Source organism: Bradyrhizobium sp. LVM 105, from assembly GCF_003957705.1.
Classification (GTDB): Bacteria; Pseudomonadota; Alphaproteobacteria; order Rhizobiales; family Xanthobacteraceae; genus Bradyrhizobium; species Bradyrhizobium frederickii.
This window is the reverse complement of record NZ_QZMV01000001.1, coordinates 980,965-1,007,281: the sequence shown is the minus strand read 5'-3', so window position 1 is coordinate 1,007,281 and position 26,317 is coordinate 980,965. Positions and strand designations below refer to the sequence as shown.

The window sequence follows — 26,317 nt, the reverse complement described above, 5'->3', positions numbered from 1 at the left end:
TGTTGATGACATCGCCCAAACAGCCTGCCCCGGTCCGCATCGGCAACCGTCTTCTGGGCGACGACGAGCCCTGCTACGTCATCGCCGAGATCGGCAACAACCACAACGGCGACTTCGACCGCGCCATTGCGCTGGTCGATGCCGCGGTTGCCGCAGGGGCCGATTGCGCCAAATTCCAGATGCGCAAGCTCGACGAGGTCTATCGTGCGTCGAGCTTGTCCGGCAAGGATGACGACCTTGCAGTCGAATATACGCTCGATCTGTTGCGGCGCTTCGAGCTTCCGACCGCGCAGCAGAAGAAGATCGCCGAGTACTGCGCTGCAAAGGGTATCCAGTATCTCTGCACGCCCTGGGACGCGAGCAGCGTCGCCGTGCTCGAAAGTTTCGGCGTGCAGGCCTACAAGGTTGCCTCGGCCGACCTCACCCATCTGCCGCTGCTGGCGCGCCTCGCCGCCACCGGCAAGGCGCTGATCGTCTCGACCGGCATGAGCACGACGGACGAGATCAAGGCCGCGGCGAAATTCCTCGACGAGCGCAACGCGAGTTACGTGCTGCTACACTGCCAAAGCACCTATCCGGCCGCGCTGCACAACATCCATCTGCGTTTCATGGAGACGCTCCGCGAGATTCATCCGGTGGTCGGCTATTCCGGTCACGAGCGCGGCATTGCGGTGTCGATCGCCGCGGTGGCACTCGGTGCCGTCGTCATCGAACGCCACATCACCCTCGACCGCGAGATGGAAGGTCCGGACCATGCAGCAAGCCTGGAGCCGGAGGAATTCAAGTCGCTGGTCTCGGGCATCCGCGAGGTGGAAGCCGCGCGCGGCGAGAAGCTGGCCGAGCGCGCGCTGAGCCAGGGCGAATTGATCAACCGTGAAAACCTCGCCAAGAGCCTGGTGGCCGCGAAAGACCTTTCGGCCGGCACCGTGATCTCCGAAGCCGACATCGCGGTGAAGAGCCCGGGACAGGGCCTGTCGCCGCTGAAGATGCCGGCGCTGCTCGGTCGCAAGCTGACGCGGACGATGACGGCTGACGATTATTTCTTCCAGAGCGACCTCGATGAAGGCGCGGCAAAGGCACGTCGCTACCGCTTCGATCGTCCCTGGGGCGTGCCCGTGCGCTATCACGACACCGAGCGCTTCCTGGAGATCTGCGAACCCGACATCATCGAATTCCATCTCAGCTACAGCGACATGGAGCGCGACCCCGCGGCTTACCTGTCCGGCACTTACGATCTCGGCTTCGTCGTGCACGCACCCGAGCTGTTTGCCGGCTCCAAGCTGATGGACCTCGCAACGCCGGACGAGGCGCTGCGACGTTATTCGCTGGAGCAGACCCAGGCGGTGATCGACATTACCCGCGGCCTGAAGAAGTACTTTCCCAAGACCAAGCGCCCGCCCATCGTCGCCAATATCGGCGGTTTCACCATGGACGAGCCGCTGCCGCCGGAGGAGAAGGCTGAGCGCTACCGCATCTTCGCGCAGAGCCTGACCGAACTCGACATGGAAGGTGTCGAGCTGACGCCGCAGACCATGGCTCCGTTCCCCTGGCATTTCGGCGGTCAGCGCCACCAGAACATCTTTATCTTCCCGGAGGAGTCGGCGGCATTCTGCGCCAAGCATGGTTTGCGCATGTGCGTCGACATCTCGCACACCAAGCTCGCCGCCAATCATTTCGGCTTCGACTTCGCTCAAGGCCTCGCCCAGCTCGGACCGCACACCGCCCATTTGCATTTCGGCGACGCCAAGGGGCTCGACGGCGAGGGTCTCCAGATCGGGGAAGGCGAGATCGATTTCGACGAGATCGGACAGGTGCTGCGCAAGCATGCACCGACCGCGTCCTTCATTCCCGAGATCTGGCAGGGCCACAAGAACATGGGCGAAGGCTTCTGGACCGCGCTCGAGCGTCTCGAGGGACACATCTGATGGCGCGCAAGACGCTGGCCGTGATCGCCGCGCGCGGCGGCTCGAAGGGCATCCCGCACAAGAACCTGCTCGATCTCTGCGGCAAGCCGCTGATCGCGTGGACGGTCGAGCAGGCACGCGCGGCCCGCGGCGTCGACGTTGTGGCGGTGTCGTCGGACAGCGACAACATCCTCGCCGCGGCCGAGGCCGCCGGAGCCGTCGGCGTGCGGCGCCCGGACGACATTTCGGGCGACTTCGCCTCCTCCGAATCCGCCTGGCTGCATGCGCTCGAGGCGGTCGACGAGCGGATGGGCCGGTTCGAGCGGATCGTCGCGCTCCAGGCCACCTCGCCGATCCGCGAACCGAGCGACATCGAGAACGCGCTTGCGACCTTCGATCGCGATCATCTCGACAGCCTGCTCTCGGTTTGCGAGGTCGAGGATTATTTCAACTGGCGTATCGGCGCGAGCGGACCGGAGCCGATCAACTACGATTATCGCAACCGCCGCATGCGGCAGCAGATCGAGAAGCGCTATTTGGAGAACGGGTCGTTCTACGTCCTGATCCCGTCCCTGCTGCGCGAGCAGAACAACCGCCTCGGCGGCAAGATCGGATTCCACGTGATGGACCGTCACAAGATGTTCCAGATCGACCGTCCCGAGGACGTCAAGCTTTGCGCCGCCATCATGCGAAGTTACGGCTATGCCTGACCTCAGCGCCTTTTCTCTCGCCGGCAAGATCGCGGTGGTCACGGGCGCCTCGCGAGGCATTGGCGCTGCCATTGCGACCGGCCTGCGAGATGCGGGCGCTACGGTGTACGGCCTCAGCCGTTCCGGGACCGCGCCGCAGGACGTGACCGCCATCGCCTGCGATCTCTCCGACGACAAGGCGATCGATCACGCCTTCCGCATGATCGAGGCGCAAGGCGGGCGTATCGACGCACTGGTCAATGCCGCCGGCATCAGCCTTCCCGCCAGAAGCGAGGAAAGCGAGATTTCGCGCTTCCGCGCCACGGTCGCGACCGACCTTACCGGCGTTTATGCCGCCATCCTTGCCGCCTACCCGCTGTTGAAGAGGCCGGGCTCGGCTGCGATCGTCAACGTCACCAGCATCAACTCGGTCCGCGGCTTTCCCGGCAATCCCGGCTATGTCGCGGCGAAGGCTGGTCTGGCCGGGCTGACGCGCGCCCTCGCCGCCGACTACGCGCCCGACGGCATCCGCGTCAACGCACTCGCGCCGGGCTACGTCGCGACCGAGATGACCGCGAAAAGTTTTGCCGACCCCGTCATGCACGAAGACAGGCGGCGCCACACCATGCTCGGCCGCTGGGGACAGCCTGCCGACATGGTGGGGGCCGCCGTTTTCCTGACATCGGAAGCCTCTGCCTATCTGACCGGCCAGGAGATCTTCGTCGACGGGGGCTGGACCACCAAAGGCCTCGCCATCAGCTCGGATAGTAAATCGTGACTGCAACGCTGCAACGCATCGGCTTCATGCAGGGACGGCTCTCGGCCCTGGTCGACGGCAAGATCCAGGCCTTCCCGTGGAACGAATGGCGTGAGGAATTCCCGCGCGCGAAGGAGCTCGGCCTGACGCGGATGGAATGGACCATCGACCAGGAACGGCTGCGCGAGAACCCGCTGATGACGGAGCCGGGGCAGCAGGAGATTGTGGCGCTGTCGCGCGAGAACGGCGTGCGCATCCCGAGCCTGACCGGCGACTGCTTCATGCAGGCACCATTTTGGAAGGTCGATGCCGTCGTGCGCGACGCGCTCGTCGCCGACCTCGACCTCCTGGTCGCCGCCTGTAGCCGCATCGGCATCGAGTTCGTCGTGATTCCGCTGGTCGACAACGGCAAGATCGAGCGCGAGAGCGAAAGCGATACGTTGAAGCGTGTGCTGCTGGCTCGGCAGGAGTCACTGACGAGGCAGAACGTCAAGATCGTCTTCGAGTCCGATCTGCCGCCGGGCGAGCTTGCCAAGTTCATGGAGGCGTTCCCGGCCGACGTCTTCGGCATCAACTACGATAGCGGCAACAGCGCCTCGCTCGGCTATGACAGCGATGAGGAGATCGCGGCTTACGCGCGGCGCATCCTCAATGTGCACATCAAGGACCGCATTCGCGGTGGCACCACCGTGCCGCTCGGCACCGGCAACGCTGACCTTGCCAAGACGATCCGCCTGATCGAGCGCTCCGGCTACAAGGGCCAATACATTCTGCAAACCGCGCGCGCCGCCGACGGCGATCACGCCGGCGCGCTCGCCAGATATCGCGACATGACAATCGGCTGGATCGAGGACGCCGCGCGATGAAACTTGAGCTGAACGATCGCGTCGCTCTCGTCACCGGCGCCAGCCGCGGGATTGGGCTTGCGATCGCGACGACGCTCGCTGCAGAAGGCGCCAAGGTCGCGCTCGCCGCGCGGGGCGCCGATGCGCTTGATGCCGCCCGTGCTGCGATCGGCGGCACCACGTCGGCGCACGTGGCCGACGTTACCGATCCGGCCGGCACCGCGGCCCTGACTCAGGAGATCGAACGGCGCTGGGGGCGCCTCGACATCCTGGTCTGCAATGTCGGTAGCGGCGCTTCCGTACCGCCGGGGCAGGAGACTGCGGCTGAGTGGTCGCGCGTGATGGACCTCAATCTCTTTGCCACGACCAACATGATCGAAGCTGCCCGGCCGCTGCTGGCGCGCGGCAGCGGCGACCGCGCAATCGTCTGCATCTCCTCGATCGCAGGCATGGCAGCGCTCGGCGCGCCCGTCACCTATTACGCCGCAAAAGCGGCGCTGAATGCCGCCGTGCGCGGTCTGGCCCGCCCGCTGGCGCTCGAAGGCATACGCATCAATGCTATTGCACCGGGCAATATCCTGGCCGCGGAAGGCACCTGGGCGCGCAAGCTTGCGGAAAACAGGGTCGCGGTCGAGGAGATGCTTGTGCGCGAGGTGGCGCTGCGCCGACTTGGCAAGCCGGAAGAGATCGCTGACCTCGTCGCATTCCTCGCCTCGCCCCGCGCGGCATTCATCACCGGCAGCGTCATCGTCGCCGACGGCGGCCAGTTGCGCAGTTGAACAGGAGCCTTGGCATGGCAAGCCCGTCTTCACGCTATGACCTGACCGGCCGCACCGCTCTCGTAACCGGCGCGGGCGGCCTGCTCGGGCGCCAGCATGTCGCCGCGCTTTCCGAGGCCGGCGCGCGCGTTATCGTCACCGACGTCGGGCTTGCGCAAGCCGAGGCGGCCGTTGCCGCGCTCAAGCAGCACGCGCCGTCCGCCGACCTGATCGCCCTGGCGATCGACGTCACCACGCTCGACTCAGTGCGGGCTGCCAACGAGCAACTTTCCGGTCGCGGCGTCTCCGTCGACATCCTCGTCAACAACGCAGCGATCGACCCCAAGGTGACCTCCGCACCGGGTGTGATGCATTCTTCCCGTTTCGAGGCGTTTCCGGTGCCGCAATGGCAGACGGAGATCGCCGTAGGCCTGACCGGCGCGATGCTGTGCGCGCAAGTGTTCGGCGGTGCGATGGCGGCGCGTGGCCGCGGCGTGATCCTGAACATCGCCTCCGATCTCGGCGTGATCGCGCCGGACCAACGACTCTACCGACAGCCGAACGTATCGCGCGAGGAAGAGCAGCCGGTGAAGCCGGTGACCTACTCGGTGATCAAGCACGGCTTGATCGGGCTGACGAAATATCTGGCGACCTATTGGGCCGATCACGGCGTGCGCGTCAACGCGATCTCGCCGGGGGGCGTCTTCAACAACCAGGACCCGACCTTCGTCGAGCGACTGACACGACTGATTCCGATGGGCCGCATGGCCGATGTCGACGAATACCGCGCGGCCGTGCAATTCCTCTGCTCGGACGCATCGAGTTACATGACGGGGCAGAATCTCGTCATGGATGGAGGGCGGAGCGTCTGGTAACCGGGCCTGCGCCGCGCACGCCGTCGACGAGACTGGGCCCGGCGCTCCTTCTACCGTAGTTGCGAAGCACGCTCCGGCCCGGGCTTAAGCCGCCGCTGCCGCCTTGCGCCTCGCGCTCAGCAGCTTGCGAGGCGCTTCGCGGCCACGAAATCGGCCGGCTTATTCCTTCGAGAGCAAGGCCGTCAGACCAGGGCAGCATAGCCCCCTGCTCCGACACTCGATTTCCTTGATCAATGCTGCAGAATACCTGCGAGATTCATGTGCGCGGGCCGCGAGTGCTCGATACCGAGCAACGTCCGCCGATTGTCGTTCGTGCGCTGCAAGTGCAGGCTCGCAAGCGTCATTCCGGTGCAAGTGGTGACCGTAGTCCCTCGACCGCCGAATGGCTTGAGAAAGTCGAACACGCGACTGCCGAACATGTCGACGACCGACATCTCGCGGGCTCCGAGCGGCGGAATCTCCCCGAAGTCGCCCTCGATCTGCTCGCCGTCCTCGCGGATCAGCCTCGACGTCGGCCGCGCCGAGTGCGCATATTCGGGATCGGAGGAATGATTGATCAGCATCAGGCTGCTGACGATGTCGTCCGTCGCAATGATCTTCGGATTGATGCCCGTGAACCCGACATGTGCCTTGAGCCTGCCCTCGTTCAAAGGCCGGGCAAACGCGCCCGTGCGGTAGATCGCAACGTTGTCCTGATCGACATAGGTCATAGAATAGCTGGCCGGTGACGAACGGAAGCCGTCCATGCGTCCGCGCGACATCACGGCGATGACCAGGTAATCGTCCTGCGGCAGCTTGAGCGAGGCGAAAAGACGAGATAGCTCGATCTCGACGGAGGCGCCCGGCGCGTAGTCCTTCGGAAACTCGTAGGTCGCCCGGTATTCGCCGTCGCGCGACAGGATGTGCAGCTTGAATTTCAGCTTCTTGCTGAAGCCCGAGGCGACCAGGCTGGCGAGCTCGGGAACGAGATCCTTGACCGTCTCACGAAAATTCTTGCGCAGGCTGCCGGCAATGAGGCTGCGGAGATACCTGATGTCGACCGGACGATACCAGGCGGGGATCGAGAAACCCATGCGCGACTCGACGCCCGCGAAAGTCGGGAACATGAATCTCGGCTCGTAAGGTTTCCAAGGACTGGATGAGAAACGAGTCACGCACGCGCCCCTAAAAATGATGCAGGCTGAACTTGCCGTTGGCAAATTCATAATAGCTGAACGGACTGGCGATGTTGGTGCCCTTGAACTCCAGGGCGAATCCTTCGGCCGCGCCGATCAGCCGGTCAGCCTCGGGGAAAAGATCCAGCGTGCTGATGCGGACTGCGCCCATCGGCGCAATTTCCGGCAGCACACGTTCGCCCAATGCGGTGCCGTCCAGGGCCATGAGCCGGGCCGTCCCCACCGAGACGCCTTCGGACGCCATGCAGGAGTTCACGAGCACCACGCCGGACTCCTTCAGGAATCGCGTGAGGTAGGATTGCATCCAGGCAGAGGTCGGGAACGGCGCTGCCGCGACGGGTTCGCGCTCGTGCGACAACGTTATCGCCCCGTGCTGTGAGAAATATTGTGCGTAGTAGCCGGTGGTCACCTTCCGTCCGGGACGAAGCTTGGTCTCGTGTTTTGGGACCAGGGCCATCGCAACCGTTCCCGAAATGCCCGGACACAGCTCCGACGTCTGCAATTGCAATTGCCCGTTGACCCCAAGTTCCCTGTGGAAATATCCAGCCGGCTTGCCCGCTCCGTCGAAGAACCAGACATGAGCGTCCACCTCCGGATGATCCTTCATGAAAACCGAGAAGTAGTTGAATGCGCAGACTTCCGTGGTGACAGTCGCGTCGTTGCGCAGATACAGCACAGCGGGCGGATAGCCCCTCGCAACGGCCTCGCCAATCAGCAGTTCACCGGGCATTCGACAAGACTCGGCGGGAGAGCAATGGACCAGCACAGGCCGAACCGGCCGGCGGCGTTCGACAAACCATACGCGATTTTCCGGCCCGCATGCTGAAACTTCGACGTAATTTGAGCGTCTGTTTACGCTCAGCCGACCGTTGAATCAACCGGGAATGGCGCCACGCGAGCGGCTCCGAATACACGGCTCGCCACGAGCACGTCGGCAGCTTGGAGGGCAACCTGTCTCTGCGGCCGCGACGTAGCCGGAAGAGGCACTTCGACCTCGGTCGCACTTGCTTCCGGACCCGTCCTGCAACCTTGCGTTGTGCCTGCGGCTCCCATATAACCAAGCTGCCTATGCGACATGGTACCCGCCTGAACAGCCGGATCAGGGCCCATCGTGGACATCTACCATGCTTCAACGACCGGTCGTCAGCACCACGCCAACCACGGCGTCCATTCAACCGAGGAATCAGTGACGTGCGCTGGCAGGCAAAGGCGCGAGCGTTCTCGGTGCTGTCGAACATCCCCTTTGGCGAAGACATCCACTACGCCCTGCAGCGCTACGTCACACGACGGCTGCCGCGGCCCGAAAAGCAGGTCAAATCCGTCTACAAGCTCGCGCGGCGGCTGCTGGGCGTTCATGAAGCGTACGGTCTACGGCCGCTACGGGATTCGACCTGCTTCGAGTTCGGCACCGGGCGCGATCTGATCATTCCGCTCACCTTCAGCGCGCATGGAGCGCAGCGCTTCATCACGGTCGACATCGCGCGCCTGGCCAAGCTGGAGCTGATCCGCTCCAATGCCGCCATCATCTCCAGACTCAGCGGCACCCAACACCCTGATATCAATTCCCTAGACGACCTCGAACGTTCCTGGAGGATCGACTATCGCGCGCCAGCCGATGCCCGGACGACAGGCCTGCCTGCCGGATCGATCGACTGCGCGGTCTCCGTCGAAACGCTCGAGCACATTCCCAAGAGTGACATCGCGGCGATCTTGAACGAGCTGCGGCGCATCATGCGTCCTGATGGACTGGTCCTCATGCAGATCGACTATGGCGACCACTTCAAAGGCTTCGATCCGTCCATCAGCTCGTTCAACTTTCTGACCTATTCCGAGGAGGATTGGGCGCCCTTCCAGTCGCGCTTCCAGTACGTCAATCGTTTGCGCCACAGCGAGTATCTGAGACTATTTAGAGAGGCCGGGTTTGAGCTACTCAGCGATCAGCCCGATCGCCGGCCGCCGGAGCGGCATATTCTGGAACGACTGGCACCATGCTTCAGAGGCTTCTCCGAAGAGGATCTGTTCACGCTTGGCTCCCTGATCATCGGCCGTCCGGCCGATCCATCGAGCCGAGATTGAAGATCGCCATTTGCTCGTTGCTTGGCAGAATTGCGGGTTGTGTCAGGGCAATTGCCGACCTCGAACCACAAAGCGGCGAAACAATCGAGTCCTGTCGGCCAGCACCCACGGAAGAATGGGCGCCCGCTCTTCGATAATGATTGCCGCAAACAGCGCAGCAATCTTCACCCAATATGTCGGCGTCGCGACAAAGTTCAGCATGCCGCCGATGTACATCACGTAGATGCCGTACAGCACGTAAAAAGCTAGAGCCGCCGTCAGATATCGTTCGAAGATGATCGACCGGATCATGACAGCTGAGAGGAGCGCAGTGAGCCAACCGGCCCCCAGCAGGAAGATCCAGCCGAAATAAGGACCAAACAGTTCGAAGAAAATTTCGGGAAACCCGCCCGCGAACTGAAAACCGCCCATGATGTGTTCCGTCGTCCGCGGCTCACCAATGGTTTCGGACATAAGAAGCTGCGGGGTCGTGTTCCGTCCCGCAACGATGGGGCGGTCGAACAGGAAATCGAAGACGTGGCGCGCGTCCCAATCTCCGTTGACCAAAACGCGTTGATAGGACGCCCATCCTATCTCCGAGGGCTGCACCAGAACGCGCTCGACAAAAGCATCCAGCGCCGCCTGACCCTCGAACCCTCGGACCCTGGTCAGATTCCAATAGAGCGCGAATGCAATCATCATGGCCGTCAGCGCAATGACGCCGGTGCCGGCCAGCACGATGCGGCGGTCGGTAATCCGGGACAGCAAGCTGAACAAGCTTCCGCTCCCGAGATCTCGCGCCTGAACGATCAGCACCGCGGAAAACGGTATGACAAAGAACGCACAAAATCGGTAGAACGGCGAGAAACGCCCGCCCGCGAGAAACATGTAGAAGGTGAGGACGGCCAGCAAACCCACGAAGCGGTAATCGTATCGTTGGCGTCTCAATCGCTCGGCCACGAACATGGTGCCCCACCAGAAGCAGAGCATGTCGCCTCGTTCGATCACCAGGCGATGGAGGAAACCGGCCTGTTCGTTGAAGGTCCAACGCTCGATCCTGGCAAACAACGGAATGACACCTCCCTTAATCAGAGCACCGAAAAGCAAGATCAAGAAGAGGACGGACGCGTAGAACGTGACGTCCGAAAGGGTCAGTTGAGATTGGGACGTAGGCAGTCCGGGAGTTGGAGTCGCCCGCGCCCATTCATCGAGCGCCCTCGAATTGAAGACCCAGAGGAAGGGAAGAAGCGTCAGAAAATACGCAATCGACTGGAACACCGTCATGACGCCGGGTCCAATGAACATCTGAAGCTGGGACGAGAACACAGGGCCCGCGAGATCGATATAGAGCGAGGAGATCGTTCGCCATGCGAAGGTAAACAAAAGAAAGGCAAGACAAATGAGGATCGCCGACCTGAATAGCCCCAGCCAGACGAAGAAGAGTAGTATGGAGGCTCCAGCCAGCAGGGTCATTGCCGAAGTCCTAGCCGAGCCGCGCCGGCCGCCTCAGAAAGTAGGTCAAAAGACCGATGAAAAGCAGAATGCCCAAGCCCGCCAGGATGGCTCTTTGCACGAGATTGACTTCCCTCGGCCCTTCCGTGGCGGGAGACGAACCATCCTGCGGCCCCGTCATCTTCACGGTGCGTTCAATATAAGTCAGCAGAGCAATGCGCGTATCAACGTTGAGTATCCTGTCGACCGAAGCCCCCGGACTCTCCATGAAGGCAACCCCGATGGACCCCCCCTCCGGCCGCGCCGGCGTGAAGTCCATACTGCCCTTCCTGAATGCATCGTTGAGCTGCGCTCTCGCATCTTGCAGGCGCGCGCGCACCGAATGAAACAACTCCATCCTCGGCTCGAATAGTCTCTTGTGTGCGGCCTGGATCGCAAGAATACCCTGTTGAAGCAGGGTCGCCGCTTCCTCCTTCGAGGCTGAGCTCGCCTCCAGGCGGATCGACGAATCGTCAATAACGATCCCGCGCAATGAGGCTCCACCAAACGCCCCACGCGAGTCGGGAAGCGCCTTTCGAGCATCGGCCAGAACAGTGCTCTGAAACTGGACCGCTCCGATTCGCGTCACCAGATCACGGGCACTTTCCATGGGCTCAACTCCTGCCCCAGCGGTCCCGAAAATACTTTGAAGGGTGGGCACCGTACCAATCGCGATCGTCGAGGTCGCGGTCCAGGATTCCACCTTCCGGCCAACGGCAAGCGAGCCCAGAGCAGCCAACAAGATTGCCCCGATCATGAGCGAAAGGACCCAATGTTTCCGCGCTGCTCGGACAGCAACATGGAACCATCTCGCGAGCTGCAGAAACGCTGGAGCTTGCGGCGAACGCTCGGCCATCGGCATGTGACTCTTGCCCCCCCCCCGGCAACCCCCACAACACGGATGGGGAACTCGGTCATTATCATACCGGGCTGTCTCTGGTTGATCAATCGGCCCATAGCCAAGGGCTCTCGATGAGCGATCTCGTATGATCGCCCGCCTGCGCTCCGCCCGGTTCGTTCGATAAGACAATCGACGACTTCTCCCTTGCTCGTTGCCTCCGGACGTCGCCAAGCGTAAACAGCCCGCAACAGTTCCGGTCGCAGCGAACAGCTCGCCATTGACGGTGGTGCGGGGTCTTGTCACTCAGTGTCGTCCGCTAAGCCGTTGTCGACGATCGACCGACGTTGGGAGAAGATCCGGCCATCACAGCTCGATCCAACAAGAGCCAGAACCTTGAGACAGACATTTGCTGCGCACCTTCGACCGAGGTGCCGATGGGAAGAGCCGTCATGCTGAGACAGGCCGTCATCCTCGTCGGGGGACTCGGCACCCGCCTCGGCGAACGCACCAAAACCGTTCCGAAGCCGATGCTCGACATCGGCGGGCGACCGTTTCTCGACACGCTGATCGACGAACTCGTACGCTATGGCGTGTTCGATGAAATCCTGCTGCTGGCGGGCCACAAGGCGGAGATCGTCGAGACGCACTACGCGGCAGCCGCCAGGGGGCAGACGCGAATCGTCGTGTCCCGCGAGACGGAGCCGCTCGGCACCGGCGGCGCGCTCGTACATGCGCGCAACTTGCTGCACGACCGCTTCCTGCTGCTGAATGGAGATTCTCTGTTCGACTTCAACCTGCTCGATCTGATCGCCCGCGCGCATGACGGTCGCGTTCACATGGCGTTGCGGGACGGCGTCGTCGAGGACCGCTATGGCCGCGTCGTACTCGATGGTGACATGGTGCGCGACTTCATCGCCCCGGGTGCGGGGGCCACGGGGCCGGTCAATGCCGGCATCTACGTCATCGACAAGTCCGTTCTCGACGAGATCGCGACGCTTCCCGCTTCGCTCGAGCAGGAGGTCTTCCCCAGCCTCGCCAAGTCCGGCGCGCTGCGCGGCACGGCCTATCGCGGCTACTTCATCGACATCGGCATTCCCGACGATTTCGGTCGCGCCGATCGCGAATTGCGCCGGCAACTGCAGCGGCCGGCCGTGTTCTTCGATCGCGACGGCGTGCTCAACCACGATTCAGGATACACGTTCGAAACCAACAAGCTCGACTGGATCGATGGCGCACGCGAGGCCGTAAAAGCCGTGAACGATGCCGGTTATTTTGCCTTCGTCATCACCAATCAGTCCGGCGTCGCACGCGGCTACTACGAGGAGCATCACGTCGACACTCTGCACCGCTGGATGGCAGATCAGATGGCAGAGGTCGGCGCACATATCGATGCATTCGAATACTGTCCCGATCACCCCGACGGAACCGTCGCGCGTTACTGTCGTGTGAGCGACCGGCGCAAGCCGGCGCCGGGCATGATCACCGATCTCGCCCGGCGCTTTCCGATCGACATGACGCGCAGCATGGTGATCGGGGACAAGGAAAGCGACATGGAAGCGGCACGGGCAGCCGGCCTGGCGGGTCACTTGTTCGAAGGCGGAAATCTGGAGGCTTTCGTGAAACAGCGCCTGAGACCGACCGACAGGCCTTAGGGGCGCGACAAAAAACGCTGCATCCCCGGACATTTGACAGCCTCCGAGCGCAGCTCTGTTGCGCGCGACCGTCAGTGTGCTATAGCGCCATCTTGTTGCGAATATTGGCGTAATCGCCTTTTGGGGTCCGGCATGGCAGATCTGAGGGACGCCCGCGTCCTCGTTACCGGGAGCGACGGCTTCATCGGTTCGCATGTCGTCGAGGAGCTGGTGAAAGCCGGAGCCCGCGTCAAGGCGGTCGTCTATTACAATTCCTTCAACTCCTGGGGCTGGCTCGACACGATACCGGCCGACATCATGGCGTCGGTGGAGGTGGTGGCTGGCGACATCCGCGACCCGCATTTCATGATCGCGGCCGCCGGCGGCTGCACCGATGTCCTGCACCTGGCGGCGCTGATCGCCATTCCCTTTTCCTATGTCGCGCCCGACTCCTATGTCGAGACCAATGTGCGCGGTACCGTGAACGTGCTCCAGGCCGCGCGCATGGCGGGCGTGCGGCGCTTCGTTCAGACCTCGACCAGCGAGGTCTACGGCACGGCGCAGACGGTTCCGATCAAGGAGAGCCATCCGCTGGTCGGGCAGTCGCCCTACTCCGCATCGAAAATCGCCTCGGATCAGATGGCGCTGTCGTTCCAGGCATCCTTCGACATGCCCGTCGTGGTGATCCGTCCGTTCAACACATTCGGCCCGCGGCAATCGGCGCGCGCAGTGATCCCGACGATCATCAGCCAGATCGCGACGGGCAAGCGGAAGATCCGCCTCGGGGCCGTCAGCCCGACGCGCGATTTCTCCTTCGTCACCGACACCGCACGCGGCCTGATCGCGGGCCTCACGGCGCCCGCGGAACAGGTCGTGGGCCAGACCATCAATCTCGGCAGCGGCTTTGAGATCTCGGTCGGCGCGACCGCGCAGATGATCGCCGATGTCATGGGGACCACGATCGAAATCGAGACCGACGAAGCGCGCCTGCGCCCCGCCAACAGCGAGGTCGAGCGGCTCTGGGCCGACAATTCCAAGGCCCGCCAGCAGCTCGGCTGGAGCCCGGAGTTCGGCGGCATCGAGGGCATGCGGCAGGGTATGGTGAGGACGGTGAACTGGTTCACCAATCCCGCAAACCTCAGCCGCTACAAGGCTGACGTGTACAATGTCTGAGACAATGGTGGACGGTCCCGTGACAAGGTCAGGCTTCGACCAAGAAAAGATCGTCGATGCCGTGCGCCGCGCGGTGGGAACGCCGAACGGCATTCTCGGGCTGCACGAACCGGTGTTCGCCGGCAACGAGATCGCTTACCTCGAAGAGTGCATCAAGAGCACTTACGTCTCCTCGGTCGGCCCCTTCGTCGATCGGTTCGAGCGCATGCTCGAGGAGGTCACCGGAGCCAAGCGCGCGGTCGCCGTCGTCAATGGCACGGCCGCGCTACACGCCTGCTTCAGGCTCGCAGGCGTCGAACCCGGCGACGAGGTCATCTCGCCGGCGCTGACTTTCATCGCGACGACGAATGCGATCGCCTATTGCGGCGCAGCACCGCATTTCGTCGACAGTTCACTCGAAACGCTTGGCATGGACGCGCGCGCACTCGCGGTGCGGCTCGACGCGATCGCGCAGAAGACTGCAACCGGGACCATCAACCGCGAGACCGGCCGCCGCATTGCGGCGATCGCTCCGATGCACACCTTCGGCCATCCCGTCGATCTGGACGCGATCGCTGCACTTGCAAATGATTGGAACATCGCGCTGGTCGAAGACGCCGCCGAATCGCTGGGATCTACCTACAAAGGCCGTGCGGTCGGATCACAGGCACGCCTTGCAGCACTCAGCTTCAACGGCAACAAGATCGTCACGACGGGCGGCGGGGGCGCGATCCTGACCAATGACGAGGAACTCGGCCGCCGCGCCAAGCACCTGACGACGACGGCGAAGTTGCCGCACAAATGGGCCTTCGTCCACGACGAGATCGGCTTCAACTACCGGCTGCCGAACTTGAACGCGGCGCTCGGCTGCGCGCAGCTGGAGCAGCTCGACGGCTTCCTGGCGAGCAAGCGGAAGTTGGCTTCGGCCTATGAACGGGTTTTTGCGGAGGTGCCCGGCGTGCGCTTCTCGCGCGAGCCCGCGGGCACGACGAGCAATTACTGGCTGAACGCCATCCTGCTCGACGAGGCGTATGCCGACAGGCGTAACGACCTTCTCGCCGCGCTCAACGACGCCGGCTTCGGCGCGCGCCCAGTCTGGACGTTGATGCACAAGCTGCCGATGTTCGCACAAAGCCCGCGCGGCGATCTTTCGACAGCGGAATCCATCGAGCGCCGCCTGATCAACCTCCCCAGCAGCGCCAGCATCAGGGCCCGCGATGAATAGGGGCGCGCGAAAGATCTGCTTCGTCACCGGCAGCCGCGCCGATTTTGGCCTGCTGGTCTGGCCGATGCGCGCGATCCGGGGAACGCCCGGACTGACACTTCAGCTTGTCGCCACCGGGATGCATTTCGCGCCGGAGTTCGGCTACACCTTCGACGCAATCGGCGACGAAGGATTTGAGGTCGACGCGCGCGTCGAGACGCTGCTGAGCAGCGACACCGGCGCCGGCGTCGCGAAATCGGTCGGCCTCGGCGTCATCGGCTTTGCCGATACCTTCACTCGGCTACTGCCCGATCTCGTCGTCGTGCTCGGCGACCGTTTCGAGATGTTCGCAGCCGCGCAGGCTGCGATGTTCATGCGGCTGCCGATGGCGCATCTGTTTGGTGGCGACGTCACCGAGGGCGCGGTCGACGAATCCACGCGCCATGCCATCAGCAAGATGTCGCACCTGCATTTCACCAGCAATCAGGACTCGACGCGGCGATTGATGCAGCTGGGGGAGCACCCGTCCCGCATCCACACCATCGGCTCGGTCGGCATCGACGCCATCAAGCATCTCGATCTGATGGACCGCGACGGCATCAGCCGCGCGATCGGGATGCCGCTGGGCGAACGCAATGCACTCATCACGTTTCACCCCGTCACGGTCGAAGCCGGGCGCTCGGTGGCCGAACTGGACGAATTGTTCGCGGCCCTGTCGACGCTCGATCCCGCCTTTCGTTTCGTGTTCACGCTCGCCAACGCCGACGCCGAGGGCCGCGCCTTGAACGCCAGGATCGAGGCATTCGCGGCCGGCCGGCCGAACACGATCGCGGTCGCCTCGCTCGGCCAGCTTCGCTATCTCAGCCTGATGAGTCTCGTGGACGTGGTGATCGGCAATTCCTCGAGCGGCGTGCTCGAAGCGCCCTCCTTCGGCGTTCCCACGGTCGATATCGGCGACCGTCAGAAGGGACGCGCGCGCGCGGCCTCGGTGTTTCACGCAGCCCCCGAGCGCGGCGCCATTGCCGCCGCCATCGCGGCAGCGCTCCAGCGCGGCCGCCAGGCCACCGTCAACCCTTACGGCGACGGCGAGTCCAGCCGACGATTTGCCGATATCGTTGCCGGCATCCCGGATTTCCGGCAGCTGCTTGCAAAGGGCTTCTACGAGCTTCCGCCAAGCGGGGTGCAGGCATGACCACGCACACGCTGATCATCGCGGAAGCGGGCGTCAATCACGACGGAAGCCTGGAGAAGGCACTGGCGCTGGTCGACGCCGCCGCCGACGCCGGTGCCGACATCGTCAAGTTCCAGACTTTCAACGCGAAGGCACTGGCGGGCGGCACGGCGAAGAAGGCCGACTATCAGCAGCGGACCACCGATGCTGCCGAGAGCCAGCTTGCCATGCTGGAACGACTCGAGCTGCCGCAGGCCGCGCATCGCACGCTGATCGAACGGGCCACGGAGCGCGGCATCGAATTCCTGTCGACGCCGTTCGACGACGCTTCGCTCGCCTTCTTGCTGTCGCTGCGACTGCCGCGCATCAAGATCGGATCCGGCGATCTCACCAATGCACCGCTGCTGCATGCGGCCGCGAAAGCCGGCGCGACGTTGATCCTGTCGACGGGCATGGCAACGCTCGGCGAGATCGAGGAGGCGCTGGGCGTCCTCGCGCATGGCTACGGCCCATCCGACGACCCACCCGGCACCGCCGCCTTCCGCGCGGCGTGGCGCGATCCGGCCGCGCGCGCGGCGCTCGCACGGCACGTCAGCCTGCTCCATTGCACGACCGAATATCCCTGCCCCATCGGTGACGTGAACCTCGCGGCGATGGCGACGATGCAGACGGCATTCCAGCTTCCGGTTGGTTATTCCGATCACACCGATGGGTTCGAGGTTTCGGTGGCCGCCGTCGCGCTCGGCGCGACGGTCATCGAAAAGCACCTGACGCTCGACCGTAAGGCGCAAGGCCCCGATCACGCTGCCTCGGTCGAGCCGGACGATTTCAGGCGCATGGTCGTCGCCATCCGCAACGTCGAACGCGCGCTCGGCGACGGCGTGAAGACGCCAAGGGGATCCGAGATCAGGAACGTCCCTGTGGCGCGCAAGAGCATCGTTGCGGCGCGTGCGCTGAAGGCTGGCGAGACCATCGGACCCGCCGACATCACCGCCAAGCGACCCGGCGGCGGCCGGCCGCCGATCGACTATTGGTCGCTGGTCGGAACGGTTGCGCCGCGCGCGCTCGAGCCGGACGAGCCGATCTAGCCTTGCGGCTTGGCTGGAACGCCGCGAAGGGCGGAGCCCGGCGGGCATGGAGCCGTGACCACCGACCCCATCGCGACCAGCGTGTCGTTACCGATCGCGATATGATCCCTAATCCGGCTACCGAGACCGATGAAGCAGTTCTCGCCGATCTGGGCGCCTCCACCGACCACGGTTCCCGGCGACAGATGCGTGCAATCACCGATCCGCACGTCGTGCTCGACGACGACAGCGGAATTGATGATGCAGTGATCGCCGATCCGGCTCCGCGCATTGACGATCGCGCCCGGCATGATGACGGTACCTGCGCCGATCACGGCCGACGGCGAGACGATCGCACGAGGGTGAACCACAGATGCCCAGCGTTTGACCTGCATGCGGCCGACGATCTGCCGGCGTGCGGGCCCCGCCTGCATCGAACCGATTCCCACTACGAAGGCAGCATCGGGATACTCAGGCGCGGCATCGTCGGTTCCGAGATAGCTGACGTCGCCAAGCGTTCCGGGTTGGCGATCGAGGAAGCCGACGACCCTGAACTGGCCGGACGAGAGCGCCGCCTCGTAGACCATGAAGGCATGCTCGCCGCCGCCTATGATGATGAGATCATCCATCGCGATTCCCCTGCGCGGGGCGATCTTAACGGGGGACCGCGGGTCTTCAAACCGTCGATTCAGACCGCGAAACCCTGAGGTTAACAGAGCTGCTCACGGGGTGCCGTTGGGGTTGACGCCGCCTCTCGCAGCCGCGATATAGCAGGCTCAGCGGTGGGCCACCCCCGATATCTGGCGTAAACGAGGCAGATTGCCATGAAATCCTGGCGTAAGGCCGTCGTTGGAACGCGGGCGACCGTGGGCGAGGCTATTGCCGCCATCGAGAGCGGAAGCATTCAGATCGCGCTCGTGCTCGACGACCAGAATCGCCTGCTCGGCTTGGTCACCGACGGTGACGTGAGGCGCGGGCTGCTGCGGGGTGTACCGCTCACCGGCCTTGCGACCGACATCATGAACCGTGCACCGGTGTCGGTTCCTGCGACGCTGCCGCGCGAGGAGCGCCTGCAGCTGATGCGGCAGAAGTCGATCAAGCAGCTCCCGCTTGTCGACGAGGGCGGCCATCTGGTCGTGGTCGAGACGCTCGATGAGCTGCTCGAGCCGGCTCACTATCCGAACCCCGTCCTGATCATGGCGGGCGGCCTCGGCGAGCGCCTGGGCGCGCTGACGCGCGACGTGCCGAAGCCGATGCTCAATGTCGGCGGCCGACCGCTGCTCGAGACGATCGTCCGCAACGTCGTGCAGCAGGGTTTTGGCAACATCTTCATCTCGGTCAACTACAAGGCCGAGACGATCAAGGACTACTTTGCCGATGGCGCCGCCTTCGGCGCCAACATCCAGTACATCCACGAAACCGAACGCCTGGGGACTGCAGGCGCGCTCGGACTGTTCAGGACGCCGCCGGACCTGCCGATGATCGTCACCAACGGCGACATCCTCACCACGATCAACTACGGGGCCCTGCTCGATTTCCACAACGGAACGCCGGCGGAAGCGACGATGGCGGTGCGCGAGCACAAGGTCCACGTCCCCTATGGCGTGGTGTCCACCTCGGAGGGTTTTCTCGATGCCATCCGCGAGAAGCCGACCGAGAGCTGGTTCGTCAGCGCCGGGATCTACGTGATCGGCCGGTCCGTCTTCAGCCACGTTACGCCCGGCATCAGCATCGACATGCCCACCGTGCTCGAGCGGGTGATCGCCGACAAGGGACGGGTCGCAGTCTATCCCATTCGGGAATACTGGCTCGACATCGGCCGCCTGGAGGATTTCGAGCAAGCTCACGCGGAGTTTCACGAGGTCTTCCCGTGACCTCGACAAAAGCCGCCGTGGTTGGCCTCGGCTCGATCGGCACAAGGCATGCGCGCATCCTGCGCGAGCTCGGGCTGGAGGTCGCGACCGTCAGCCGCCGCGAAGGCGGCGACTACGGGTCGATCACGCAGGCCATCGTGGCGGCGCAGCCGGACTACGTGGTGATCGCCACCGAGACCGCGCGCCATGCAGCCAATCTGCAAGAGCTCGCGGAGGCCGGCTTCGATGGCAAAGTCCTTGTCGAAAAGCCGCTGTTCGCGACACCGGCTCCTCCCCCGAAATATCCGTTCGCCCATGTCAGCGTCGGATACAATCTGCGCTTTCATCCCGTGATGACGACGCTGGCCGAACGACTGCGCGGGCGCAACGTGATCACCGTCGCCGCCTATGTCGGCCAGGACATCAGGGACTGGCGGCCCGGCCGCGATCATCGCGCGACCGCATCCGCCACGGTTGATTCCGGAGGCGGCGTGCTGCGGGATCTCAGCCACGAACTGGACTACCTCCTGTGGCTGTTCGGGCCGTGGCATCGCGTCGCGGCGCTCGGCGGCGCATCCGGCGCGCGCGACATCGACGTCGACGACCACCTCGACTTGCTGCTCGACATGCAGCGGGCACCATCGGTCCACGTCCATATGGACTACCTCGACCGGCAGGGCATCCGCCGCATCCGCGTCAATGTCGACGAGGACACCATCGAGGCCGACCTCGTCGGCAGCCGCCTCACGGTCAACGGCAAGACGACGGAGATCCCCAGCGAGCGCGACCAGAGCTATCGCGACATGCATGTCGCGGCGATGCGCGGCGCGAGCCCGGCTTGCTCGCTGCCCGAGGCGCTCGGCGTCGTCCATCTGATCGACGCCAGCGAGCGGGCGCTGCGCACCAAGACCTGGATATCGCCATGAGTCTCCTCTGCACCATCTGCGCGCGTGGGGGCTCGAAAGGGGTCGTCGGCAAGAATGCGCGCGATCTCCTGGGCAAGCCCGTGCTCGCGTGGAGCATCGCGCAGGCGCGAGAGACCGGCCTGTTCGATGCGATCGCCTTCAGCAGCGATTCGGACGCCCTGCTCGAGGCGGCGCTGAAGGCCGGCGCCGACATCGCGGTCAGGCGCCCCGACGAGATGGCGACCGATACCGCGCCGAAGCTGCCGGCGATTCGCCACTGCCTCGAGCAGGCCATTGCGCAAACGGGCAAGACGCCGGAGATCTTCGTCGATCTCGACGTAACCTCGCCGCTCAGGCTGGCCTCCGACATCACCGGCGCTGTGGCACTGCTGCGCGAGAGCGGCGCGCGCAACGTCATCACCGGGGCGCCGGCGCGCCGCTCGCCCTATTTCAATCTGGTCGAGCAGCGCACCGATGGCAGCATCGGCCTTTCCAAATCCGCCGATCCTCCGATCACGCGCCGGCAGGATGCGCCGCGCTGCTTCGACATGAACGCGTCGATCTATGTCTGGCGCGTCGCGCCGTTCCTGGCGCAGCCGGCGGTGTTCTATCCCGACACGCGTCTGTTCGAGATGCCTGAAGAGCGCTCAATCGACATCGATTCCGATCTCGATTTCGCGCTGGTCGAACTGTTGCTACGCCAACGACTGTCGGCCTGAGGAGGCCCAAGCGATGACCACGAGCTTCAAGGCTCTGTTCGATCTGAGCGGCCGCACGGCCGTCGTCACCGGCGGATGCGGCATCCTCGGCCGTCGCTTCGCCGAAGGCCTCGCCGAGTTCGGCGCCAATGTCGCGATCGTCGATCTCGATCAGGCTGCGACCGATGCGGCGGCAACCGACGTCACGTCACGCCACGCCGTCCGCGCCAAGGGCTATGGCTGCGACATCACCGAGCCCAGCTCCGTCCGCACCACGGCCGATGCGATCGAGGCCGACCTCGGGCCAGTCTCGATCCTGCTCAACAACGCCGCCAGCAAGACCCGCGACGTCGATGCCTTCTTTGCGCCCGTCGAGAAATTCTCCCAGGACACCTGGCGCGAGATCATGGCGGTCAACCTGGACGGCATGTTCAACGTCGCGCAGGTGTTCGGCGGCCGGATGGCCGAGCGCGGATATGGCGCCATCGTGCAGACCGCCTCGATCTACGGTCTGATGGCGCCCGACCAGCGCATCTACGAAGGCTCCGAATATCTCGGCCGCGCCATCAACACGCCGGCGGTCTACACCGCGTCCAAAGCCGGCGTCATCGGCCTGACGAAACACTTGGCCACCTACTGGGCGGCGAAAGGCGTTCGCGTCAATACCCTCACCCCCGGCGGGGTGGAGAGCGGCCAGAACGAGACCTTCAAGGCGCGCTATGGCGCCCGTATCCCGCTCGGCCGCATGGCGCGCGCGGACGAGATGGTGGGGACCATGCTGTTCCTGGTGTCGGATGCCGCATCCTACGTGACCGGCCAAAACATCGCCGTCGATGGCGGACTGAGCGCGTGGTGAGCCGGCCGGGCATGCTCAGACAGCTGATCCGCAACACGTTGATATCCAGCGCGGCCTTCGGGATCTCGGCGGTGCTCGGCCTCGTCGTTATACCTGTCATCATCCGCACCTGGGGCGTGACCGAGTTCGGCCTGATCGTGCTGGCCCGTATCCTGCTGCCGAGCGGCATGATGGGACTGCTCGATCTGGGCCTCTCCGAGGTCACGACGCAAGCGGTCGCGCGGGCGCGGGAGCATCGCAATTGGCGGATCGCCGGCCAGCAGCTGGCGCTTCTGACCGTGATCGCGGGCTGCCTCGCAGGACTTGTCGCGGCCGCCATCTGGATCAGTGCGCCTTACCTGACCATCGCACTCCGTGTCGATACCGCTCACGCCGACAGGTTCTCGGATATTTTGCGCTACACCGCGCTTGCCAACCTGGTGTTGATCCCGGCGCTGGTCTGGGAAGGCATTGTCAAGGGCTTTGAGCGCTACAACGTCCTGCGGCTGGCGGAGGTGAGCTCAACGATCGCCTACGTCGCCTGCACGATCTGGGCCGCTAATGCCGCGGCTTCGTTCGAGCTGGTCGCCTATATTTACCTCGCCAGCACCTTAATGCGCGCATGTCTGGTGTTCGTCGCTGCCTTCGTCGCCGTCGTGCGCAAAGTCAGACTTGCTATGTGGGACGCGCCGATCCGGCGCGAGCTCATTCACCGATGCGCGCTGTTCGCGCAGGGGAAGCTGACGGGCGGATTGGCGCTGCCGGTTCAACCCTTCCTGGTCGGCCTCTTGTTCGGGCCCAAGGGTGTCGGGGTGTACGACACCTTGGTCAGGCTGCCTCGGGTATCCAAGGTCGTCGTTGGTCTGCTGACATCGGCCCTGCTGCCGGTGGCAAGCCGCCTCGACGAGCGCGGCAACGCTGCGGCGTTCCAGCGCCTCGGCGAATTTGGGCTGATCATCCTGCCGATGTTCACGGTTCCGCCGCTGGTGGCGGCCGCCGTGCTATCCCGCGAGATCATGCAGGTATGGATCGGCCCACAGATGGCTCCCTACGCCTTCTGGATGGGCTTGAGCTTCCTGGTCCCGATCTGCGCTCAGTACCTCGCCTTCGGCAACGTCATGTTCTTGACCCGAACAGACGTGCAGTCGCGTCTGAACCGGCTCATGATCTATCAATTGGCGGTGTGGACCGCGGTCGCGCTTGCGACGCTGCACCTGTTCGATGAACGAGCGTTGATCCTTGGCCAAGTCGTGGGGAACGCCGTCATTCTACCGTTGCAGATCCGGGCCGTGAGCCGCGGGTTGCAGCTTGACTCCTACCGCCTCCTGAGAGCACTTCTCGCCCAGGCCGCCATTCTGGCGGTCCTGGGCCTGTTGCTGCTCAAGCTTGCAGACCATTTGGCAATCCACAGCCTCTGGGGACTCGGGCTTGCGATCACCTCGTTCTGTGCGGTGAGCTGGGCCATCCAGTATTTTCTCGTTCTGGAAGACCGCCAGCGGGCGATCTTCGCGGAACTTGGCCAGCGTTTCGGCTGGGCGTCGACCTAGCTCACATGCACACCAGTATGTTCAGGAGATCGATGAACACCTTGATCGACACCAGGAGACACGAACGGTGCGCATAGGCCTGGTGGTCGATCACCCCAAGCGTGACCTGCCGGGGGCAGTCATGCTCGGTTATCAGCTCGCCCGGCGCGGCGCCGCCGTCGCGCTGGTGCCGATGTACGAGCAGGCCGTCGATGTCCCGCGACTTGGGCTGGACGCACTGGTCGTCAACTACGCGCGTCCCGTCAATCTCGACCTGATGCGCAGCTTTGCCAGAGCGGGCCTGGCGTTGTACGTGCTCGATACCGAAGGCGGCGTGCTGGCAGAAAAGGGCGGCAACTCGCCGCCGGCGATGGCCGCCCACATCAAAGGCAGCGGCTACGCCGACATATTGGCGGGCTATTTCTTCTGGGGTAGCCGGCTGCACGACGCCTTCCTCGCGGCCGGAACGATGAAGCCGGAGCAGCTTCATCTCACCGGGTGTCCGCGCTTCGATTTCGCTGCCCCGCGCTGGCGCGCGCTGCTCGACGGAGAGCCGCGAGGCTATCTGCTCGTCAACGCCAACTTTCCGCTGGTCAATTCGCGCTTCAGCGGCAAGCCGGGCGGCGAGCGCGAGGCCATGGTGCGGGCCGGTTGGGACGGCGCCTACGTCGATCGCTTCATCGCGGACCTGAAGCAGGTCTTCGCCAACTATCTCGTCGAGATCGACCGGCTCGCCGCCGCGCGGCCCGACCGCAACATTCTCGTGCGTCCACACCCCTTCGAGAGCGAGGACGTCTATCGCAATGCGCTCTCGCGCCACGCCAACGTCCTGATCGACGGCACCGGCAGCGTGCTCGACCGCATCCGCAATGCAGCCGCGGTCATCCATCTCAACTGCGGGACGGCCGTCGAATCGGTATTGCTCGGAAAGCTTCCGCTCCAGCTCGAATATTTGAACACCCCGACCACGGCAGGCCACGCCGCGTTGCCCGCGCGTGTCAGTCGTCAGATCGCCTCGTTCGAAGAGCTGCTCGGCGCGATCGATCACATCGAGCGCGAGACTGAGACCTTCGATTTCGCCCGCGTTCACGCCGCCGATATCGAGGCCTTCTTCCATCTCAACGACGGAAAAGCCGCCGAACGCGTCGCCGATGTTCTGATTGGCACAACGAACTCGCACCGGCCTTACGTCTCGCTGCTTGCCACGGTGAAGGGAACGCGTGCCAAGCCGAGCCTTGGTCAGATCGTCAAGGGTGCCGCCAGCGCCGCGCTCGGCTCGGCGGTCACCGAGCGGCTACGCAGCCAGTTCAATCCGGCCCGGCGCGACAAACGGATCGCGCCGTCCTTCGTCCAGTCCCTGCTCCAGCGCATCGCCGCTCACGATCAGGCCAGTCCGTCTCGATTTACGGCAAAACGCGCGCATTGCGCGACGACGGGCTTGCCGCTCGCGAGCATTGCGATCGAACACGCCAAATAGAGCCATGGCAACATCTGCAAAGACCATTCTCATCACCACGCTTGCCGAATACCAGACCCGGTTCTGGATTCCGGTCGCACAGCGATTGCGCGAGGCAGGCCATGACGTCGAGTTGCTTGCCTTCGACGATCGCAGCGCAGAGATGTCGGCTGCGGAGGGCGTGCCGGTCACGAATATGTATCGCGAGGGCCTCAAGGCCGGCCCCTCACCCGACGATCGCGGCGCGTTCGACGCGCGCGTCGCATCCTACGGGCTCGACGGGACCAATTTCCTGTTCAGCCACGAGCGCTTCACCTTCGGCATCCGCGACACTGCCGCGCTGCGCCGGCGCTTCATGATCTATGGCAACGCGATGGAGGCGGTGCTCGACCGGCTGGAGCGGCAAGGCAAGCGCGCCGAGCTGGTGCAGGAGCTGGGCGGCTTTCTCTCGGTGCTTGCGAGCTTCTATGCCGCCAAGCGCCGCAACATTCGCAACTGGTTCATCGAGCCTTCGTTCTTTCGCGGCCGCATGTACTTCACGCCCGACACGCTCGGCGCACCCGACGTGATGCCGGCGCCGGCGGACGCCGTGTCTTCGGAGGTGCGCGCCTATCTGGACGACACACTGACGCAGCGCGCGATCGTCATCCCCAAGAAGGACCAGCATCATTATTCGGCGGCCTTCAAGAAGGTCGTGAACCTGCGCAACGCCCGCCGTCTCAGCGAAAAGCTGTGGGACCAGTTCGCGCTCGGCAAGCACCAGGAGTTCGGGCACAATCTGCGTCACGCCCGCGTGCACGCCGCGATGGCGCTCAACGCGACACGGCTGCGCAAGCTCTACAAGCCGATGCCCGAGGCGCCCTTCGTCTACTATCCGTTCCACGTCCCGGCCGACATGGCGCTGACGCTGCGCTCGCCAGACTATCTCGACCAGGTCGCGACCGTCGACTTCCTGCTGCGGACGATCCCGGACTCGCATGTGCTGGTGGTGAAGGAGCACCCCGCTCAGATCGGCGCGATCTCTGCCGACCGCCTGTTCGAGCTGGCGCGCCGGTTCGACAATTTCGTGCTGCTGCCGCCGCAGACCAACAATTACACCGTGCTCAATCGTGCCGATGCGGTCATCTCCGTCAACAGCAAGTCGGGTGCCGAGGCGCTGCTGCTCGGCAAGCCGGTCGTGGTGATGGGCGATGCGTTCTACCGCTCTTGTCCGCTGGTATATGCGGTCAATCGTCTGGCCGACGTACCTGCCCGGCTGCGCGAGGCGCTCTCCGCCGGGTCTTTCGATCCGGCCAAGGGCGCACCCTATTTCGAGTCTGCCTGGCGCCGGTCTTATCCGGGCGAGCTCTATATCAGCGATCCCAATCTGCTCGACACGTTTGCGGCCTCCTTGCGCGCGGCAATCGCCGAGCCGGCCCGCGTGAACTGA

At 64.1% G+C, this 26,317-nt stretch carries 24 protein-coding genes; 19 read left to right on the top strand and 5 right to left on the bottom strand.

The annotated features are described in order from the left end of the window. Positions 1 to 5 precede the first annotated feature (5 nt). Genes D6B98_RS04780 through D6B98_RS04755 form a run of 6 tightly spaced genes read left to right on the top strand, consistent with a single transcriptional unit; the run spans position 6 to position 5,828 of the window. Positions 6 to 1,925 (top strand): N-acetylneuraminate synthase family protein, encoded by a 1,920-nt coding sequence (locus D6B98_RS04780; protein ID WP_245481244.1) that lies wholly within the window; start codon positions 6 to 8, stop codon positions 1,923 to 1,925. Next, the gene (locus tag D6B98_RS04775; RefSeq protein ID WP_126255737.1) at positions 1,925 to 2,614 is read left to right on the top strand and encodes an acylneuraminate cytidylyltransferase family protein; all 690 of its coding nucleotides are present in this window, start codon (positions 1,925 to 1,927) and stop codon (positions 2,612 to 2,614) included. Before D6B98_RS04780 ends, D6B98_RS04775 begins: the two co-directional genes overlap by 1 nt. After that, entirely contained in the window at positions 2,607 to 3,371 is a 765-nt protein-coding gene (locus tag D6B98_RS04770) for an SDR family oxidoreductase (protein ID WP_126255736.1), read from the top strand. Before D6B98_RS04775 ends, D6B98_RS04770 begins: the two co-directional genes overlap by 8 nt. Continuing rightward, entirely contained in the window at positions 3,368 to 4,216 is an 849-nt protein-coding gene (locus D6B98_RS04765) for a sugar phosphate isomerase/epimerase family protein (RefSeq protein ID WP_126255735.1), read from the top strand. The genes D6B98_RS04770 and D6B98_RS04765 overlap by 4 nt, the downstream gene beginning before the upstream one ends. Next, positions 4,213 to 4,974 (top strand): SDR family NAD(P)-dependent oxidoreductase, encoded by a 762-nt coding sequence (locus D6B98_RS04760; protein ID WP_126255734.1) that lies wholly within the window; start codon positions 4,213 to 4,215, stop codon positions 4,972 to 4,974. Before D6B98_RS04765 ends, D6B98_RS04760 begins: the two co-directional genes overlap by 4 nt. Positions 4,975 to 4,988: 14 nt before the next feature. Further along, the gene (locus tag D6B98_RS04755) at positions 4,989 to 5,828 is read left to right on the top strand and encodes an SDR family oxidoreductase (protein ID WP_126255733.1); all 840 of its coding nucleotides are present in this window, start codon (positions 4,989 to 4,991) and stop codon (positions 5,826 to 5,828) included. 230 nt (positions 5,829 to 6,058) lie between these two features. Here the strand turns inward: D6B98_RS04755 and D6B98_RS04750 are convergent, their stop codons facing one another. Both D6B98_RS04750 and D6B98_RS04745 read right to left on the bottom strand, forming a co-directional pair. Next, on the bottom strand, positions 6,059 to 6,934 hold the full coding sequence (locus D6B98_RS04750; protein ID WP_164718385.1) for a hypothetical protein: 876 nt from the start codon (positions 6,932 to 6,934) through the stop codon (positions 6,059 to 6,061). Between the two features lie 58 nt (positions 6,935 to 6,992). After that, on the bottom strand, positions 6,993 to 7,733 hold the full coding sequence (locus tag D6B98_RS04745; protein ID WP_164718384.1) for a hypothetical protein: 741 nt from the start codon (positions 7,731 to 7,733) through the stop codon (positions 6,993 to 6,995). A gap of 461 nt (positions 7,734 to 8,194) precedes the next feature. Between D6B98_RS04745 and D6B98_RS39705 the strand changes: the two genes are divergently transcribed. Beyond that, positions 8,195 to 9,079: a class I SAM-dependent methyltransferase gene (locus D6B98_RS39705; protein ID WP_164718383.1), complete on the top strand. Its 885-nt coding sequence runs from the start codon at positions 8,195 to 8,197 to the stop codon at positions 9,077 to 9,079. 42 nt (positions 9,080 to 9,121) lie between these two features. On the opposite strand, the gene D6B98_RS04735 is transcribed toward D6B98_RS39705, so the two are convergent. Then, on the bottom strand, positions 9,122 to 10,531 hold the full coding sequence (locus D6B98_RS04735; protein ID WP_126255730.1) for a DUF6418 domain-containing protein: 1,410 nt from the start codon (positions 10,529 to 10,531) through the stop codon (positions 9,122 to 9,124). A 10-nt stretch (positions 10,532 to 10,541) separates the two neighbouring features. Beyond that, on the bottom strand, positions 10,542 to 11,405 hold the full coding sequence (locus tag D6B98_RS04730) for a hypothetical protein (RefSeq protein ID WP_164718382.1): 864 nt from the start codon (positions 11,403 to 11,405) through the stop codon (positions 10,542 to 10,544). A 434-nt stretch (positions 11,406 to 11,839) separates the two neighbouring features. Between D6B98_RS04730 and D6B98_RS04725 the strand changes: the two genes are divergently transcribed. The 5 genes from D6B98_RS04725 to neuB all read left to right on the top strand — a co-directional run bounded on the left by D6B98_RS04725 (position 11,840) and on the right by neuB (position 17,636). Continuing rightward, entirely contained in the window at positions 11,840 to 13,042 is a 1,203-nt protein-coding gene (locus D6B98_RS04725; RefSeq protein ID WP_164718381.1) for an HAD-IIIA family hydrolase, read from the top strand. Positions 13,043 to 13,174: 132 nt separating this feature from the next. Beyond that, entirely contained in the window at positions 13,175 to 14,194 is a 1,020-nt protein-coding gene (locus D6B98_RS04720; protein ID WP_126255727.1) for an NAD-dependent 4,6-dehydratase LegB, read from the top strand. Next, positions 14,187 to 15,398 carry a LegC family aminotransferase gene (locus D6B98_RS04715; protein WP_126255726.1) on the top strand — a complete coding sequence of 404 codons (1,212 nt, stop codon included), beginning with the start codon at positions 14,187 to 14,189 and terminating at the stop codon, positions 15,396 to 15,398. The genes D6B98_RS04720 and D6B98_RS04715 overlap by 8 nt, the downstream gene beginning before the upstream one ends. Further along, positions 15,391 to 16,569 (top strand): UDP-N-acetylglucosamine 2-epimerase, encoded by a 1,179-nt coding sequence (gene neuC, locus D6B98_RS04710; RefSeq protein ID WP_126255725.1) that lies wholly within the window; start codon positions 15,391 to 15,393, stop codon positions 16,567 to 16,569. The genes D6B98_RS04715 and neuC overlap by 8 nt, the downstream gene beginning before the upstream one ends. After that, complete coding sequence (gene neuB, locus D6B98_RS04705; RefSeq protein ID WP_126255724.1) at positions 16,566 to 17,636, top strand: N-acetylneuraminate synthase; 1,071 nt, start codon at positions 16,566 to 16,568, stop codon at positions 17,634 to 17,636. The genes neuC and neuB overlap by 4 nt, the downstream gene beginning before the upstream one ends. Here neuB and D6B98_RS04700 read toward each other — a convergent pair. Further along, positions 17,633 to 18,244, bottom strand: a complete 612-nt coding sequence (locus D6B98_RS04700; RefSeq protein WP_126255723.1) for an acetyltransferase — start codon at positions 18,242 to 18,244, stop codon at positions 17,633 to 17,635. The two genes, neuB and D6B98_RS04700, sit on opposite strands and share 4 nt — an antisense overlap. A gap of 195 nt (positions 18,245 to 18,439) precedes the next feature. Between D6B98_RS04700 and D6B98_RS04695 the strand changes: the two genes are divergently transcribed. From D6B98_RS04695 to D6B98_RS04665, 7 genes are all read left to right on the top strand, one after another. Next, a complete protein-coding gene (locus D6B98_RS04695) occupies positions 18,440 to 19,489 on the top strand; it encodes a nucleotidyltransferase family protein (protein ID WP_126255722.1) in 1,050 nt (349 codons plus the stop codon). Continuing rightward, a complete protein-coding gene (locus D6B98_RS04690; RefSeq protein WP_126255721.1) occupies positions 19,486 to 20,394 on the top strand; it encodes a Gfo/Idh/MocA family protein in 909 nt (302 codons plus the stop codon). The genes D6B98_RS04695 and D6B98_RS04690 overlap by 4 nt, the downstream gene beginning before the upstream one ends. Next, positions 20,391 to 21,092, top strand: coding sequence for an acylneuraminate cytidylyltransferase family protein (locus D6B98_RS04685; protein ID WP_126255720.1), 702 nt, complete (start codon positions 20,391 to 20,393; stop codon positions 21,090 to 21,092). The genes D6B98_RS04690 and D6B98_RS04685 overlap by 4 nt, the downstream gene beginning before the upstream one ends. A gap of 13 nt (positions 21,093 to 21,105) precedes the next feature. Then, positions 21,106 to 21,927 carry an SDR family oxidoreductase gene (locus tag D6B98_RS04680; RefSeq protein ID WP_126255719.1) on the top strand — a complete coding sequence of 274 codons (822 nt, stop codon included), beginning with the start codon at positions 21,106 to 21,108 and terminating at the stop codon, positions 21,925 to 21,927. Positions 21,928 to 21,998: 71 nt separating this feature from the next. Further along, the gene (locus D6B98_RS04675) at positions 21,999 to 23,453 is read left to right on the top strand and encodes a lipopolysaccharide biosynthesis protein (protein ID WP_245481242.1); all 1,455 of its coding nucleotides are present in this window, start codon (positions 21,999 to 22,001) and stop codon (positions 23,451 to 23,453) included. Between the two features lie 67 nt (positions 23,454 to 23,520). Beyond that, positions 23,521 to 24,909: a surface carbohydrate biosynthesis protein gene (locus D6B98_RS04670; RefSeq protein WP_164718380.1), complete on the top strand. Its 1,389-nt coding sequence runs from the start codon at positions 23,521 to 23,523 to the stop codon at positions 24,907 to 24,909. 4 nt (positions 24,910 to 24,913) lie between these two features. Continuing rightward, positions 24,914 to 26,317 (top strand): capsular polysaccharide export protein, LipB/KpsS family, encoded by a 1,404-nt coding sequence (locus tag D6B98_RS04665; protein ID WP_126255717.1) that lies wholly within the window; start codon positions 24,914 to 24,916, stop codon positions 26,315 to 26,317.

Bases quoted from the DNA above. Each gene is read 5' to 3' on its own strand.
- D6B98_RS04735 (WP_126255730.1), bottom strand. From the start codon at position 10,531: ATGACCCTGCTGGCTGGAGCCTCCATACTACTCTTCTTCGTCTGGCTG.
- neuC (WP_126255725.1), top strand. From the start codon at position 15,391: ATGAATAGGGGCGCGCGAAAGATCTGCTTCGTCACCGGCAGCCGCGCC.
- D6B98_RS04770 (WP_126255736.1), top strand. From the start codon at position 2,607: ATGCCTGACCTCAGCGCCTTTTCTCTCGCCGGCAAGATCGCGGTGGTC.
- neuB (WP_126255724.1), top strand. From the start codon at position 16,566: ATGACCACGCACACGCTGATCATCGCGGAAGCGGGCGTCAATCACGAC.
- D6B98_RS04695 (WP_126255722.1), top strand. From the start codon at position 18,440: ATGAAATCCTGGCGTAAGGCCGTCGTTGGAACGCGGGCGACCGTGGGC.
- D6B98_RS04745 (WP_164718384.1), bottom strand. From the start codon at position 7,733: ATGCCCGGTGAACTGCTGATTGGCGAGGCCGTTGCGAGGGGCTATCCG.
- D6B98_RS04700 (WP_126255723.1), bottom strand. From the start codon at position 18,244: ATGGATGATCTCATCATCATAGGCGGCGGCGAGCATGCCTTCATGGTC.
- D6B98_RS04685 (WP_126255720.1), top strand. From the start codon at position 20,391: ATGAGTCTCCTCTGCACCATCTGCGCGCGTGGGGGCTCGAAAGGGGTC.
- D6B98_RS04760 (WP_126255734.1), top strand. From the start codon at position 4,213: ATGAAACTTGAGCTGAACGATCGCGTCGCTCTCGTCACCGGCGCCAGC.
- D6B98_RS04725 (WP_164718381.1), top strand. From the start codon at position 11,840: ATGCTGAGACAGGCCGTCATCCTCGTCGGGGGACTCGGCACCCGCCTC.
- D6B98_RS04715 (WP_126255726.1), top strand. From the start codon at position 14,187: ATGTCTGAGACAATGGTGGACGGTCCCGTGACAAGGTCAGGCTTCGAC.
- D6B98_RS04680 (WP_126255719.1), top strand. From the start codon at position 21,106: ATGACCACGAGCTTCAAGGCTCTGTTCGATCTGAGCGGCCGCACGGCC.
- D6B98_RS04730 (WP_164718382.1), bottom strand. From the start codon at position 11,405: ATGGCCGAGCGTTCGCCGCAAGCTCCAGCGTTTCTGCAGCTCGCGAGA.
- D6B98_RS04720 (WP_126255727.1), top strand. From the start codon at position 13,175: ATGGCAGATCTGAGGGACGCCCGCGTCCTCGTTACCGGGAGCGACGGC.
- D6B98_RS04755 (WP_126255733.1), top strand. From the start codon at position 4,989: ATGGCAAGCCCGTCTTCACGCTATGACCTGACCGGCCGCACCGCTCTC.
- D6B98_RS04665 (WP_126255717.1), top strand. From the start codon at position 24,914: ATGGCAACATCTGCAAAGACCATTCTCATCACCACGCTTGCCGAATAC.
- D6B98_RS04780 (WP_245481244.1), top strand. From the start codon at position 6: ATGACATCGCCCAAACAGCCTGCCCCGGTCCGCATCGGCAACCGTCTT.
- D6B98_RS04775 (WP_126255737.1), top strand. From the start codon at position 1,925: ATGGCGCGCAAGACGCTGGCCGTGATCGCCGCGCGCGGCGGCTCGAAG.
- D6B98_RS04750 (WP_164718385.1), bottom strand. From the start codon at position 6,934: ATGTTCCCGACTTTCGCGGGCGTCGAGTCGCGCATGGGTTTCTCGATC.